14 protein-coding genes are annotated in these 15,001 nt (G+C 64.2%); all 14 read left to right on the top strand.

The window, feature by feature from the left end; all coding sequences use genetic code 11:
- The first annotated feature begins 10 nt into the window (after positions 1-10).
- The 14 genes from nuoG (at position 11) to IPF36_RS12995 (ending at position 14,981) form a co-directional block, all read left to right on the top strand.
- A complete protein-coding gene (gene nuoG / locus IPF36_RS13060; RefSeq protein WP_195428133.1) occupies positions 11-2,377 on the top strand; it encodes an NADH-quinone oxidoreductase subunit NuoG in 2,367 nt (788 codons plus the stop codon).
- Between the two features lie 21 nt (positions 2,378-2,398).
- Positions 2,399-3,463 (top strand): NADH-quinone oxidoreductase subunit NuoH, encoded by a 1,065-nt coding sequence (gene nuoH, locus IPF36_RS13055; RefSeq protein ID WP_135704882.1) that lies wholly within the window; start codon positions 2,399-2,401, stop codon positions 3,461-3,463.
- Positions 3,464-3,525: 62 nt separating this feature from the next.
- The gene (gene nuoI, locus IPF36_RS13050) at positions 3,526-4,017 is read left to right on the top strand and encodes an NADH-quinone oxidoreductase subunit NuoI (protein WP_042884667.1); all 492 of its coding nucleotides are present in this window, start codon (positions 3,526-3,528) and stop codon (positions 4,015-4,017) included.
- A 175-nt stretch (positions 4,018-4,192) separates the two neighbouring features.
- Positions 4,193-4,837 carry an NADH-quinone oxidoreductase subunit J gene (locus IPF36_RS13045; protein WP_135704883.1) on the top strand — a complete coding sequence of 215 codons (645 nt, stop codon included), beginning with the start codon at positions 4,193-4,195 and terminating at the stop codon, positions 4,835-4,837.
- A gap of 16 nt (positions 4,838-4,853) precedes the next feature.
- Entirely contained in the window at positions 4,854-5,159 is a 306-nt protein-coding gene (gene nuoK / locus IPF36_RS13040) for an NADH-quinone oxidoreductase subunit NuoK (RefSeq protein ID WP_029044763.1), read from the top strand.
- A 58-nt stretch (positions 5,160-5,217) separates the two neighbouring features.
- Positions 5,218-7,305, top strand: a complete 2,088-nt coding sequence (gene nuoL, locus IPF36_RS13035; RefSeq protein WP_133094169.1) for an NADH-quinone oxidoreductase subunit L — start codon at positions 5,218-5,220, stop codon at positions 7,303-7,305.
- 27 nt (positions 7,306-7,332) lie between these two features.
- Positions 7,333-8,799 carry an NADH-quinone oxidoreductase subunit M gene (locus tag IPF36_RS13030; protein WP_135704884.1) on the top strand — a complete coding sequence of 489 codons (1,467 nt, stop codon included), beginning with the start codon at positions 7,333-7,335 and terminating at the stop codon, positions 8,797-8,799.
- Positions 8,800-8,817: 18 nt separating this feature from the next.
- Complete coding sequence (gene nuoN, locus IPF36_RS13025) at positions 8,818-10,293, top strand: NADH-quinone oxidoreductase subunit NuoN (RefSeq protein WP_133094171.1); 1,476 nt, start codon at positions 8,818-8,820, stop codon at positions 10,291-10,293.
- Positions 10,294-10,306: 13 nt separating this feature from the next.
- A complete protein-coding gene (locus IPF36_RS13020; protein WP_133094172.1) occupies positions 10,307-10,615 on the top strand; it encodes a DUF2818 family protein in 309 nt (102 codons plus the stop codon).
- A 43-nt stretch (positions 10,616-10,658) separates the two neighbouring features.
- Positions 10,659-11,294: an NUDIX domain-containing protein gene (locus IPF36_RS13015; protein WP_195428132.1), complete on the top strand. Its 636-nt coding sequence runs from the start codon at positions 10,659-10,661 to the stop codon at positions 11,292-11,294.
- Positions 11,295-11,464: 170 nt separating this feature from the next.
- On the top strand, positions 11,465-11,920 hold the full coding sequence (locus tag IPF36_RS13010; RefSeq protein WP_133094173.1) for a DUF1178 family protein: 456 nt from the start codon (positions 11,465-11,467) through the stop codon (positions 11,918-11,920).
- A 97-nt stretch (positions 11,921-12,017) separates the two neighbouring features.
- Complete coding sequence (locus IPF36_RS13005; protein WP_135704885.1) at positions 12,018-13,220, top strand: acyl-CoA dehydrogenase family protein; 1,203 nt, start codon at positions 12,018-12,020, stop codon at positions 13,218-13,220.
- 22 nt (positions 13,221-13,242) lie between these two features.
- A complete protein-coding gene (locus IPF36_RS13000) occupies positions 13,243-14,361 on the top strand; it encodes an acyl-CoA dehydrogenase family protein (protein WP_135704886.1) in 1,119 nt (372 codons plus the stop codon).
- Between the two features lie 176 nt (positions 14,362-14,537).
- A complete protein-coding gene (locus IPF36_RS12995) occupies positions 14,538-14,981 on the top strand; it encodes a MaoC family dehydratase (protein WP_133094176.1) in 444 nt (147 codons plus the stop codon).
- Positions 14,982-15,001: the final 20 nt, after the last annotated feature.

The following is a 15,001-nucleotide window of genomic DNA, read 5'->3' as shown; positions in this document are numbered from 1 at the left end:
GTGGCAGAACATGGTTGAACTAGAGATCGACGGCAAGAAGGTTGAGGTTGCTGAGGGCAGCCTGGTGATGGAAGCGGCCCGCAAGCTGGGCACCTACATCCCGCACTTCTGCTACCACCGCAAACTGTCCATCGCGGCCAACTGCCGCATGTGCCTGGTCGAGGTCGAGAAGGCCCCGAAGGCGCTGCCTGCCTGCGCCACGCCGGTGACCCCCGGCATGAAGGTCTTCACCAATTCGGAGAAGGCAGTCAAGGCGCAGAAGTCCGTGATGGAATTCCTGCTGATCAACCACCCGCTGGATTGCCCGATCTGCGATCAGGGCGGCGAGTGCCAGCTGCAGGACCTGGCCGTGGGCTACGGTGCCTCGGAGTCGCGCTACAAGGAAGAGAAGCGCGTGGTGTTCCACAAGAACGTGGGCCCGCTGATCTCCATGGAGGAGATGACCCGCTGCATCCACTGCACCCGCTGCGTGCGCTTCGGCCAGGAAGTGGCCGGCGTGATGGAACTGGGCATGCTCAACCGCGGCGAGCACTCGGAGATCACCACCTTCGTCGGCAAGACGGTTGACTCGGAACTGTCGGGCAACATGATCGACCTGTGCCCGGTCGGCGCGCTGACCAGCAAGCCGTTCCGCTACTCGGCCCGCACCTGGGAACTGGCCCGCCGCAAGTCGGTTTCGCCGCACGACGGCCTGGGCGCGAACCTGGTGGTGCAGACCAAGAACCAGCGCGTGATGCGCGTGCTGCCGCTGGAAAACGAAGACATCAACGAGTGCTGGATCTCCGACAAGGACCGCTTCTCGTATGAAGGCCTGAACAGTGCCGACCGCCTGACCCGCCCGCTGCTGAAGCAGGGCGGCGAATGGATGGAAACCGACTGGCAGACCGCGCTGGAATACGTGGCCAATGGCCTGGCTGGCATCAAGCGCGAGCATGGCGCCGACCAGATCGCCGCGCTGGCCAGCCCGCACAGCACGCTGGAAGAACTGTTCCTGCTGGGCAAGCTGGTGCGTGGCCTGGGCAGCGACAACGTCGACTTCCGCCTGCGCCAGTCCGACTTCTCGGCCGCGCTGAAGGGCGCGCCGTGGCTCGGCCTGCCGGTGGCCGACGTCACCGCGCTGCAACGCGTGCTGGTAATCGGCTCGTCGCTGCGCAAGGATCATCCGCTGCTGGCTTCGCGCCTGCGCCAGGCGACCAAGAAGGGCGCCCGCGTGGCCGTGCTGGGTGCCGGCGGTGAAGACCTGCTGATGCCGGCGACCCGCATCGACGTGGCGCCGTCCGGCTGGACTGCCGCGCTCGCCGGCGTGGCCCGTGCCGTGGCCGCCGCCAAGGGCGTCGCCGCCCCGGCCGGCACCGATGGTTTCGATGGTGGCGACACCGCCGCCAAGGTGGCGGAAGCGCTGCTGCAGGGCGAGCGCCGTGCCGTGTTCCTCGGCAACGAGGCCGCGCGTCATCCGCAGTTCTCGGCGCTGCATGCGCTGGCACAGTGGATCGCCACCGAGACCGGCGCGACGCTGGGCTTCCTGACCGAAGCGGCCAACACCGTCGGCGGCTACATCGCCGGCGCGCTGCCGAAGCAAGGCGGCGCCAACGCGCAGGCAATGCTGGACACGCCGCGCAAGGCCTACATCTTGCTGAACACCGAGCCGGAATTCGACACCGCCGATCCGGGCAAGGCCCTGGCTGCACTGTCGCAGGCCAACACGGTGGTGGTGCTGTCGCCGTTCCGTTCGGAAGCTGCCATGCAGTACGCCGACGTGATCCTGCCGGTAGCGCCGTTCACCGAAACTTCGGGCACCTTCGTCAACTGCGAAGGCAAGGCACAGAGTTTCAACGGCGTGGTTCGCGCACTGGGCGAGTCGCGTCCGGGCTGGAAGGTGCTGCGCGTGCTGGGCAACCTGCTGGACGTTGCCGGCTTCGACTACGAAACCGCCGAGTCGGTCCGTGCCGAAGTGCTGTCGGCCCCGGTCGAGGCACAGCTGGACAATGCCACCGACGCGCCGATCCGCGTTGCCGCCGCTGCCGCCAACGGCATCGAACGCATCGCCGACGTGCCGATCTACCACGCCGACCCGATCGTGCGCCGCGCCGACTCGCTGCAGCTGACCGCTGCCGCGCGCCGCGCCATGCAGATCGCGCTGCCGGCCGACCTGTTTGCGCGCCTGGGCATCCAGTCGGGCGACCCGGTCCGCGTCACGCAAGGGCAGGGCAGCGTGGTGCTGCCGGCCGTGCTCGAAGCCACGCTGCCGGCTAACACCGTGCGCGTGCCGGCGGCAACGCCGGCGGCCATGGGCCTGGGCGGCATGTTCGGCACGGTCACCGTAGAGAAGGCCATCGACCTGGCACCGGCCAAAGCCGGCGCCGTGGCCACGGCGTAAGAACAAGAGCGAGAAGAAGACATGATTGACTGGATTACCTCGCAAGGGCAGGGCGTACTGGGCGCGTACTGGACGCCGCTGTGGATCCTGATCCGCGCCGTGCTGATCGTGGTGCCCCTGCTGCTGTGCGTGGCTTACCTGATCCTGTGGGAGCGCAAGCTGATCGGCTGGATGCACGTGCGTCTGGGCCCGAACCGCGTCGGCCCGCTCGGCCTGCTGCAGCCGATCGCCGACGTGCTGAAGCTGCTGCTCAAGGAAGTCATGATGCCGACGCAGGTCAGCCGCGGCATGTACCTGATCGCGCCGCTGATGGTGCTGATGCCTGCCGTCGCGGTCTGGGCCGTGATTCCGTTCCAGGCCGATGTGGTGATGGCGGACGTCAACGCCGGCCTGCTGTACGTGATGGCGATCAGCTCGGTCGGCGTCTACGGCGTGATCCTGGCCGGCTGGGCCTCGAACTCCAAGTACGCCTTTATCGGCGCCATGCGTGCCGCGGCACAGATGGTGTCGTATGAAATCGCCATGGGCTTCGCGCTGGTGACGGTGCTGATGGTTGCCGGCAGCCTGAACCTGTCGGCCATCGTCAACGGCCAGAACACCGGCTACTTCGCCGACATGGGCATCAACATCCTGTCGTGGAACTGGCTGCCGCTGCTGCCGATGTTCGGTGTCTACTTCATCTCGGGCGTGGCCGAAACCAACCGCCACCCGTTCGACGTGGTGGAAGGCGAGTCGGAGATCGTGGCCGGCCACATGATCGAATATTCGGGCATGGGCTTCGCGCTGTTCTTCCTGGCCGAATACATCAACATGATCATCATCTCGGCGATGACCTCGTTGATGTTCCTGGGCGGCTGGGCACCTCCGTTCTCGAGCGTGATCACCAACGCGGTCCCCGGCTTCTTCTGGCTGTTGATCAAGGTTTTCCTGCTGCTGTCGGTCTTTATCTGGCTCCGCGCCTCGTTCCCGCGCTACCGCTATGACCAGATCATGCGCCTGGGCTGGAAGGTGTTCATTCCGCTGACCGTGGCGTGGCTGATCATCGTGGCGATCTGGATCAAGTCGCCCTGGAACATCTGGCATTGAACGGCCAAAGGACAGTGCGTGCCGCGGCACGCACCGTTTGGAAATACTAGGAAGCAATCGTCATGCTGCTCGCCATCAAGGACTTCTTCAACAGCCTGCTCCTGAAGGAACTCTTCAAGGGCATGGCCGTGACCGGCCGCTATCTCTTCGCGCGCAAGATCACTGTCCAGTTCCCGGAAGAGAAAACGCCGATCTCGCCGCGCTTCCGTGGCCTGCACGCGCTGCGCCGCTATCCGAACGGCGAAGAGCGCTGCATTGCCTGCAAGCTGTGTGAAGCGGTGTGCCCGGCGCTGGCCATCACCATCGAGTCGGACGTGCGCAACGATGGCACGCGCCGCACCACCCGCTACGACATCGACCTGACCAAGTGCATCTTCTGCGGTTTCTGCGAAGAGGCCTGCCCGGTCGACGCCATCGTGGAAACGCAGATCCTGGAGTACCACGGCGAGAAGCGCGGCGACCTGTACTTCACCAAGGACATGCTGCTGGCAGTGGGCGACCGCTACGAGCCGCAGATCGCGGCGGCCAAGGCTGCCGACGCCAAGTATCGCTGACCGGCGCATGCGCCAAACGGCAGGGCGGCCACCAGTAACAGACCTGGCTGCTTCTGCCACCGAATTTGAATACGGTCCCTTCAATGCGAGGGGCCAAAGCAAGGATGCCGCAGGAGCGGGCCACCCGAAGGGGAAGGCTTGTGCCGGACGGCCCTGAGAGGATCCGATAGGAACCATGGAACTCACGACCACCATCTTCTATGTCTTTGCGCTGGTGCTGGTGCTCTCCGCACTGAAAGTCATCACTGCGAAGAACCCGGTGCATTCCGCACTGTTCCTCGTGCTGTCGTTCTTCACGGCAGCCGCGATCTGGATGCTGCTCAAGGCGGAATTCCTCGCCATCCTGCTGGTGCTGGTCTATGTCGGCGCGGTGATGGTGCTGTTCCTGTTCGTGGTGATGATGATCGATATCGACATCGAGCACCTGCGCCGCGATTTCTGGACCTACGTGCCGATGGCCTCGGTGGTGGGCGCGCTGATCATCGCCGAGATGGCGATCGTGCTGGTGCGCAACTTCATCGGCACCACCACGCCGGTGGCCGCCAGCGGTTCGCAGGAGCCGGGCTACTCGAACAGCGCCGCGCTCGGCAAGCTGATCTACACCGACTACATCTACGCCTTCGAAGTGGCCGGCATCATCCTGCTGGTGGCCATCATCGCCGCCGTGGCGCTGACCCTGCGCCGCCGCAAGGACACCAAGGCCCAGGACGTATCGGCGCAGCTGCGTACCCGCCGCGACGAGCGCGTGCGCCTGGTGCCGATGCAGGCCGATGTCCAGAACCCGCAGACGGAAGCCGCGGCTGCCGCCAATAAGAACTAAAGCCCGGAGAAACGCTGTGCTCTCTCTCGCCCACTTCCTCGTGCTCGGTGCGATCCTGTTTGCGATCAGCATCGTCGGCATCTTCCTGAACCGCAAGAACGTGATCGTGCTGCTGATGGCGATCGAACTGATGCTGCTTGCGGTGAACATCAACTTCGTCGCCTTCTCGCATTACCTGGGCGACCTGGCTGGTCAGGTTTTCGTTTTCTTCATCCTTACGGTGGCCGCCGCCGAGTCGGCAATCGGTCTGGCAATCCTGGTCGTGCTGTTCCGCAACCTGGATACGATCAACGTGGACGACATGGACACCCTGAAGTACTGATCCGTGCCGCACTACGCAGATAACCAAGACTCACCGACCGCACACCAATAAGCGTCCTATGGCAACCACGCTCAACCCCAACCTGCTGCTCGCGATCGCGCTGGCGCCGCTAGCCGGCTCAGCGATCGCCGGCCTGTTCGGTACCAAGTTCTTTGGCCTGTTTTCCTCGGAGTCGCGCGGCGGCCGGATCGTGGCCCACACCTCGACCATCCTGGGCGTGGCCATTTCCTTCGTGCTGTCGGTGATGGTGCTGCTCGACGTGATGAACGGCGCCGGCTACAACGGCACCGTGTACGAGTGGATGGCCATCGGCGACCTGAAGATGGAGGTCGGCTTCCTGGTCGACTCGCTGACCGCGATGATGATGGTCGTGGTGACCTTCGTCTCGCTGATGGTGCATATCTACACCGTCGGCTACATGGACGGAGACCCCGGCTACAACCGCTTCTTTGCCTACATCTCGCTCTTCACCTTCTCGATGCTGATGCTGGTGATGAGCAACAACTTCCTGCAGCTGTTCTTCGGCTGGGAAGCGGTGGGCCTGGTGTCGTACCTGCTGATCGGCTTCTGGTACACGCGCCCGACCGCGATCTTCGCCAACCTGAAGGCGTTCCTGGTCAACCGTGTCGGTGACTTCGGCTTTATCCTGGGCATCGGCCTGCTGCTGGCCTACAGCGGCAGCATGAACTACACCGAAGTATTCGCCGCGCGTGACCAGCTGGCTACCGTGGTTTTCCCGGGCACCGACTGGATGATGATCACCGTCGCGTGCATCTGCCTGTTCATCGGCGCGATGGGCAAGTCGGCGCAGTTCCCGCTGCACGTCTGGCTGCCTGACTCGATGGAAGGCCCGACCCCGATTTCCGCACTGATCCACGCGGCAACGATGGTGACGGCCGGCATCTTCATGGTCGCGCGCATGTCGCCGCTGTTCGAGCTGTCGGACGCCGCGCTGTCGTTCGTGCTGGTGATCGGCGCCATCACCGCGCTGTTCATGGGCTTCCTGGGCATCATCCAGAACGACATCAAGCGCGTGGTCGCTTACTCGACGCTGTCGCAGCTGGGCTACATGACCGTGGCGCTGGGTGCGTCGGCCTATTCGGTGGCCGTGTTCCACCTGATGACCCACGCCTTCTTCAAGGCGCTGCTGTTCCTGGGCGCGGGCTCGGTCATCATCGGCATGCACCACGACCAGGACATCCGCAACATGGGCGGCCTGCGCAAGTACATGCCGATCACCTGGATCACCTCGCTGGTGGGTTCGCTGGCGCTGATCGGCACGCCGTTCTTCGCGGGCTTCTACTCCAAGGACTCGATCATCGAGGCCGTGGCCGAGTCGCATATCGCCGGTTCGGGCTTTGCCTACTACGCCGTGCTGGCTGGCGTGTTTGTGACCGCGTTCTACTCGTTCCGCATGTACTTCCTGGTCTTCCACGGCAAGGAGCGCTGGGGCCAGAACCATGCGCACCAGCACCATGAGGGCGACCACGAGGACGAGGAAGTCTCGCTCGACCACCACCATGGCCTGTCCGCCGGCGAGAAGCCGCACGAGTCGCCGTGGGTGGTGACGCTGCCGCTGGTGCTGCTGGCGATTCCGTCGGTGATCATCGGCGCCATCGCGATCGAGCCGATGCTGTTCGGCAACTTCTTCAAGATGGGCGTCGCGTTCAAGGACGTGATCTTCGTCGGCGAGAACCACCACGCCATGGCCGAGCTGAAGGAAGCCTTCCACGGCTGGGTGCCGATGGCGCTGCACTCGCTGACCACGCCCGTGCTGTGGCTGGCCATTGCCGGTGTCGTGCTGTCGTGGTTCTTCTACATGAAGCGCCCGGATATCCCCGAGGCTATCGCGAACCGCTTCTCGGGCCTGTACAAGCTGCTCGACAACAAGTACTACATGGACGCCATCAACCAGGCCGTGTTCGCCCGCGGCGCACGCCTGCTCGGTACCGGCCTGTGGAAGGGCGGCGACCAGAGCGTGATCGACGGCCTGTTCGTCAACGGCGCGGCGCGTGTGGTGGCTTCGTTCGCTTCGGCCAGCCGCTACCTGCAGTCGGGCTATATCTACCACTACGCATTTGCGATGATCGTCGGCATGCTGGTGCTGCTGACGCTGACGGTCACCGGTGTGATCGGCACCAAGTGATAGGCACCAAGTAAGGAAAACATAGAAATGGTTCTGTCTTTCTCAATCTGGCTGCCTGTCTTTTTCGGCCTGCTGATCCTGGCCTTCGGCTCGGACCGCAGCCCGGGCTTCGTGCGGTGGATGTCGCTGTTCGGCTCGATCGCCAGCTTCGTCGTGACGCTGCCGCTGGTATTCCACTTCGACCGCGCCAGCGCGGCGATGCAGTTCATCGAAAAGGCGAACTGGATCGAGCGCTTCAACATCCATTACCTGCTGGGCGTCGACGGTATCTCGATGTGGTTCGTGGTGCTGACCGCATTCATCACGGTGATCGTGGTGATCTCGGCCTGGGAAGTGATCACCGAGCGCGTGGCCGAGTACATGGCCTCGTTCCTGATCCTGTCCGGCTTGATGGTCGGCGTGTTCTGCGCGCTCGACGGCATGCTCTTCTACGTGTTCTTCGAAGCCACGCTGATCCCGATGTACATCATCATCGGCGTCTGGGGCGGCGCGAACCGTGTGTACGCGGCCTTCAAGTTCTTCCTGTACACGCTGCTGGGCTCGCTGCTGACCCTGGTCGCGCTGCTGTACCTGTACAACAAGACCGGCACGTTCGACATCCTGCAATGGCACCAGGCCAAGCTGTCGATGAACGAGCAGATCGCGATCTTCATTGCCTTCTTCGTCGCCTTCGCGGTCAAGGTGCCGATGTGGCCGGTGCACACCTGGCTGCCCGACGCCCACGTGGAAGCGCCGACCGGCGGTTCGGTGGTGCTGGCCGCCATCATGCTGAAGCTGGGCGCCTACGGCTTCCTGCGGTTCTCGCTGCCGATCGCGCCTGACGCGAGCCACTACCTGGCTCCGTTCATCATCACGATCTCGCTGATCGCCGTGATCTACATTGGCCTGGTGGCGCTGGTGCAGGCCGACATGAAGAAACTGGTGGCGTACTCGTCGATCGCCCACATGGGCTTCGTCACGCTGGGCTTCTTCATCTTCAGCGATATCGGCGTCGAAGGCGGCATCATCCAGATGATCTCGCACGGCTTTATCTCGGGCGCCATGTTCCTTTGCATCGGCGTGCTGTATGACCGCGTGCACTCCCGCCAGATCGCCGACTACGGCGGCGTGGTGAACACCATGCCGAAGTTCGCCGCGCTGTCTGTGTTCTTCGCGATGGCCAACTGCGGCCTGCCGGCTACCTCGGGCTTCGTCGGTGAATTCATGGTGATCCTGGGCGCCGTCAAGTTCAACTTCTGGATCGGCCTGCTGGCTGCCACCGCCCTGATCTTCGGCGCTGCCTATTCGCTGTGGATGGTCAAGCGCGTGATCTTCGGCGACGTCGTGCACCAGCACGTGCGCGAGCTGGTCGACCTGAACAAGCGTGAGTTCGTCATGCTCGGCCTGCTGGCCATCATGACGCTGTATATGGGCCTGCACCCGAAGCCCTTTACCGACGCGATGCACCCGTCCGTGGTCAACCTGCTGCAGCACGCGGCGCAGTCCAAGCTGTAAGCGGGGAGAGAAATCATTATGCAACCGTCCTCGACACTCGCCCCCGTGGCGCCGATTATTTTCCTGGCGATCGCCATTGGCGCGGTCAACTGGATCGACCTTGCACGCGGCAGGGGCAAGCAGAGCGTGGCCTATCCGCTGTCGCTGCTGACCACCCTGGTGCTGACCGTATGGTTCGGCCTGAACGCCGCCAGCGGCGAGACGCACTACGCGTTCTCCAACCTGGTGGTGATCGACCCGATGGCCAACGTGCTGTCGGCGTTCTGCGCCGCCGGCCTGTTTGTCACGCTGGTCTATACGCGCAGCTACCTGGCCGATCGCAACATGTTCGCCGGCGAGTTCTACCAGCTCGCGCTGTTCACGCTCGGCGGCCAGATCGTGATGATCACCGGCAACAACTTCCTGACCCTGTACCTGGGCCTGGAACTGCTGTCGCTGTCGTCGTACGCGCTGGTGGCGCTGCGCCGTGAATCGCGCGTGACCTCGGAATCGGCCATGAAGTATTTCGTGCTGGGCGCGCTGGCTTCGGGCTTCCTGCTGTACGGCATCTCGATGATGTACGGCGCCACCGGTTCGCTGAACCTGGGCGAGGTGTTCCGCGTGGTCGAGTCGGGCCGCGTCAATACCACGATGCTGGCCTTTGGCGTGGTGTTCATCGTCGCCGGCCTGTCGTTCAAGCTGGGCGCCGCGCCGTTCCACATGTGGATCCCGGATATCTACCAGGGTTCGCCGACCGCGGTGACGCTGCTGATCGCGGGCGGCCCGAAGGTTGCCGCGTTCGCGCTGTTTATCCGCGTGCTGGTGGAAGGCCTGCTGCCGCTGGCCAATGACTGGCAGATGATGCTGGTGGTGCTGTCGATCGTGTCGCTGGCGATCGGCAACCTGACCGCCATCGTCCAGTCTAACCTGAAGCGGATGCTGGCGTACTCGACCATTTCGCACATGGGCTTCGTGCTGCTGGGCCTGCTGTCGGGCGTGGTGGCCAACAAGGCTGACGGCGCCGCCGATGCGTACAGCTCGGCGATGTTCTATTCGGTGACCTACCTGCTGACCACGCTGGGCACCTTCGGCATCATCCTGCTGCGCACCACCAAGGGCTTCGAGGCCGAGACGCTGGAAGACCTGAAGGGCATGTCGCGCCGCAACCCGTGGTTCGCCTTCCTGATGCTGGTGATGATGTTCTCGCTGGCCGGCATCCCGCCGACCGTGGGCTTCTACGCCAAGCTGGCCGTGCTGGACGCGGTAATCAAGGCTGGCATGAGCTGGCTGGCCGTGGTGGCGGTGATGTTCTCGCTGATCGGCGCGTTCTACTACCTGCGCATCGTCAAGCTGATGTACTTCGATGAGCCGGCTGGCGAAGAGCAGCTGGAAGCGACCGCCGGCCTGCGCTCGATGCTGACGCTGAACGGCGCCGCCGTGATCGTGCTGGGCTTCTTCCCGGCCGCGCTGATGAACCTGTGCTACCAGGCCATCCGCTCGACCCTGGGCTCCTGATCGGCCAACGTCCATGAGCGCATCCGCAAGCGGCTGGTTTGTCATACTGCTGGCACTGATCAGTGCAAACCTGCCGTTTGTGAACCAGCGCCTGTTCATGGCGATCCCGCTCCGGTGGGCGCGCAAGCCGCTGTGGCTGCGCCTGCTGGAGCTGATCGTCTGGTACGCGGTGGCCGGTGCCGCCGGTTTCGCGGTCGAGGCCAGCCTCGGCAATGCCTTCCCGCAGGGCTGGCAGTTCTACGCCATCACCGCCTGCATGATGCTGGTGTTCGCCTTCCCGGGCTTCACCTGGCAATACCTCGTCAAACACCGCACGGCCTGAAGCCGGTCTTGTCGGCGCCGGGCCTGCCTGATCCGGAGCGTTCATGACCGACAAGATCCAACGCGGCACCCAGTCTCTCGCCGACCCCGCCGGCCACACCGCGAACGACGACGCACTGAAGGAAGTCTGCGTCGCCTCGGCCACGGTCCATCGCGGCAAATTCCTCACCCTGAAGCAAGACATCGTCCGCCTGCCCGATGGCAAGCAGACCGGGCGCGAGTACATCGTGCATCCGGGCGCGGTGATGATGATCCCGTTGTTCGACGATGGCACCGTCCTGATGGAACGGCAGTTCCGCTATCCGGTCGGCGAAGTCATGCTGGAATTCCCGGCCGGCAAGCTCGACCCGCAAGAGGGCGCGCAACGCTGCGGCGAGCGCGAGCTGCAGGAAGAGACCGGCTATACGGCCCGGCGCTGGGACTACCTGACTCGCATCCACCCGGTCATCTCCTACTCGACCGAATTCATCGACGTCTTCCTGGCGCGCGACCTGACGCACGGCGAGGCGCAGCTGGACGATGGCGAGTTCCTGGAGACGTTCATCGCGCCGGTGGGGCAGGTGATCGACTGGGTGCGCAGCGGCCGCATCAGCGATGTGAAGACCATCATCGGCGCGTTCTGGCTGGAGAAAATCGTTTCCGGCGCGTGGCAGCCGGGCGAGCAAACGGTGCCGGGCTGACTCGCTCCGGCAGCGGGGCGCGCACTGCGCTAAGCTGGTTGTGGGGCGATAAACGTATGTGCTGAACACCGCATGTTCGTTCTACGAACGGTCGTTCGAAAAAATTTAGCACGACCGTTCACAAAATTTCGATTCGCGGATAATATAGCTTTTGACGGGCTGGAAAGATCATGAAGGTGCTCGACCTGCGCTGCGCGCATGACCATCGTTTCGAGGGCTGGTTTGCCTCGGAGGAAGAAGCGCAGTCGCAAATCGCGCGCGACCTCGTCCAATGCCCGGTCTGTGGCGACCATGCCGTGACGCGGCTGCCCAGCGCGCCGCGCCTGAACCTGTCAGGCGCGACCGCGCCGAAGGCGGCTGGCAAGCCGGCGCAGCCAGCGGCAACCGCCGCGGCACCGGCGGCACTGCAAGCGCTGTACATGAAGGCAGTGAAGCAGGTGCTGGCCCAGACCGAGGACGTTGGCGACCGCTTTGCCGAGGAGGCGAGGCGCATGCACTACGATGAAGCGCCGGAACGCGGAATCCGCGGCTCGGCTTCGCCGGAGGAAGTGCAGGCGCTGGCCGAGGAGGGCATCGAGACTTTCCCGCTTATCGTGCCGGATGCGCTGAAGCAGACGGCTCACTGAATTGCGTCCTGTGCCCGTTGCTGTCGGCGCATGACGCGCAAGGCAGAACAAACCGCCGGCAGCCTGAGACGATGCCGGCACCATCATGGAGACGGGCATGGATCTCAACTACTCGGCGTCCGACAACGCCTTCCGCGAGGAAGTGCGTAGCTGGCTCGAAGCCAACTTGCCGGCGGACATCCGCAGCAAGATTCTCAACCACCGCCGTCCGAACCGCGACGACCTGGTGCGCTGGCACAAGATCCTCGCCGGCAAGGGCTGGTCGGCGCCGCACTGGCCCGTCCAATTCGGCGGCACCGGCTGGAACGCCACCCAGCGCCATATCTGGGACGAAGAGAATGCCCGCGTCGGCGCGCCCGGCGTGCTGCCGTTCGGCGTGGCCATGGTTGCGCCCGTGATCATGAAGTACGGCAACGAGCAGCAGAAGTCGTACTACCTGCCGCGCATCCTGGACTGCACCGACTGGTGGTGCCAGGGCTATTCGGAGCCGGGCTCGGGTTCGGACCTGGCCTCGCTGAAGACCCGCGCCGAGCTGACTTCGGACGGCAAGCACTACATCGTCAACGGCCAGAAGACCTGGACCACGCTCGGCCAGCACGCCGACATGATCTTCTGCCTGGTCCGCACCGATCCGGAAGCCAAGAAGCAGGAAGGCATCTCGTTCCTGCTGATCGACATGAAGACCCCGGGCATCACCGTGCGCCCGATCATCATGCTGGACGAAGAGCATGAAGTGAACGAGGTCTTCTTCGACAACGTCAAGGTGCCGGTCGAGAACCGCGTCGGCGAAGAGAACAAGGGCTGGACCTACGCCAAGTACCTGCTCGGCCACGAGCGTACCGGCATTGCCCGCGTGGGCAACTCCAAGCGCGAGCTGGGCTTCCTGAAGCGCGTGGCGCGCCAGCAGCAGAAGAACGGCAAGCCGCTGCTGGAGGATCCGGTGTTCGGCGCCAAGGTGGCCGCGCTGGAAATCGAACTGATGGCGCTGGAGATCACGGTGCTGCGCGTGGTGTCGAGCGAAGCCGCCGGCAAGGGCCCCGGTCCCGAGGCGTCGATGCTCAAGATCAAGGGCACCGAGATCCAGCAGCTGCTGACCGAGTTGATGGTCGAGGCCGTCGGCCCGTACGCCCAGCCGTTCGACACGGCCTACCTGGAGTGCGAGACCGAGCATGCGGTGACCGGCTACGACGACGCCGCGCCGCTGTCCGCGTACTACTTCAACTATCGCAAGACCTCCATCTACGGCGGGTCCAACGAAATTCAGAAGAACATCATCAGCCAGATGATTCTGGGGCTGTGAGGACAGGAAGGAGATAGGTAACATGAACTTCAATCTCAGCGACGAACAGAAGCAACTGGCCGACGCCGTCCGCCGTTTTGTCGAGAAAGACTACGGTTTCGAGGACCGCAAGAAGAACTACGAAAGCGCCGCCGGCTATGGCGAATCCGCGTGGGGCTCGCTGGTCGAGCTCGGCCTGACCGCGCTGCCGGTGCCGGAAGCGCAGGGTGGCTTCTCGGGCAAGGCGCTCGACATGATGGTGGTGCAGCAGGAGCTGGGCCGTGGCCTGGTGGTCGAGCCGTACCTGGCCACCGTGGTGGGTGCCTACGCACTGGGCCTGGCCGGCGGCCAGGACGCGCTGCTGGAGCAGGTCGCCGGCGGCGAGCTGAAGCTGGCCGTGGCCTTCAACGAGCCGCAGGCGCGCTATGAGCTGAACAACGTGCGCGTTACAGCCCGCGACGGCAAGCTCAACGGCCGCAAGACCGTGGTGCTGCACGGCGGCCAGGCCGACAAGCTGATCGTGTCGGCGCGCAGCAGCGGCGGCGATGCCGACCAGGATGGCATCTCGCTGTTCCTGGTGGATGCCAAGGGCGCCGGTGTCAGCATCAAGGACTATCGCACCATCGACAACCTGCGCGCGGCCGACATCACGTTCCAGGACGCGCCGGCGCAACTGCTGGGCGAGGCCGGCAAGGGCTTCGCGCTGGTCGAGCAGGTGGCCGACTATGCCGCGGTGCTGCTGTGCGCCGAGGCCGTGGGCGTGATGGACACGCTCAACGCAGCCACGCTGGAATACGCCAAGACGCGCCAGCAGTTCGGCCAGCCGATCGCACGCTTCCAGGCGCTGCAGCATCGCATGGTCGAGATGTTCATCCATGCCGAGCAGTCGCGTTCGATCACGCTGCTGGCCGCTGCCCGTTTTGAAGAGGCCACGCCGGAAGAGCGCCGCCGCTACGTTTCCGCCGCCAAGGCGCGCGTGGGGCAGGCAGCGCGCACGGTCGGCCAGGAAGCGGTGCAGATCCACGGGGGCATGGGCGTGACCAACGAACTGCCGGCCGCGCACATGTTCAAGCGCCTGACGCTGATCAACACCACCTTCGGTGACGTGGATCACCACCTGGGCCGGTTTGCCGCCCAGCCGGGGTTCCAGGAAGCAGCCTGATCCTCTCGTCTGCCATGCCAGTCAAAACCGCGCCGTATTCCCAGGCGCGGTTTTTTTCTTTGCGCGCTGTTAGGGACGGGTTCGGCAAATACGGACGCTGAGCCCTGGCATGCATGCGATCATCGTCGGGACAAGGCCGTCGCCATCCCAGGCTAACAATTACGGAGAGACAAGCAATGCTGTATTTCGAGGACTTTGAGGTCGGCAGCCGCCGCGAACTGGGCTCCTACGTCGTCACCGAGGAAGAACTCCTCGCCTTTGCCCGCCAATACGACCCGCAGCCGTTCCATATCGACAAGGAAGCGGCTGCCAAGAGCATCTACGGGGGGCTGATCTCGAGCGGCTGGATGACCTGCTCGATCATGATGCGCCTGCTGGTGCTGAGCACCACCGGCAAGTCGGCCAGCATGGGCTCGCCCGGCGTGGACGAGATCCGCTGGATCAAGCCGGTCTATGCCGGCGACACGCTGACCGTGGTGCTCAACGTGCTGGACACGCGAGCCTCGCAATCGAAGCCGGACCGCGGCATCGTGCATACCCAGTGGGAAGCCACCAACCAGCGCGGCGAACTGGTCTGCACCGTCAAGGGCATGGGCATGTACGGCCGCCGCCCCGCATAACGACACATCCACCCACCCAT

Origin of the sequence: Cupriavidus sp. IK-TO18 (assembly GCF_015549295.1) — a bacterium.
GTDB classification, from domain to species: Bacteria; Pseudomonadota; Gammaproteobacteria; order Burkholderiales; family Burkholderiaceae; genus Cupriavidus; species Cupriavidus oxalaticus_A.
Note: the sequence above shows the minus strand (reverse complement) of the source record. Positions and strands in the feature narration are given on the sequence as shown.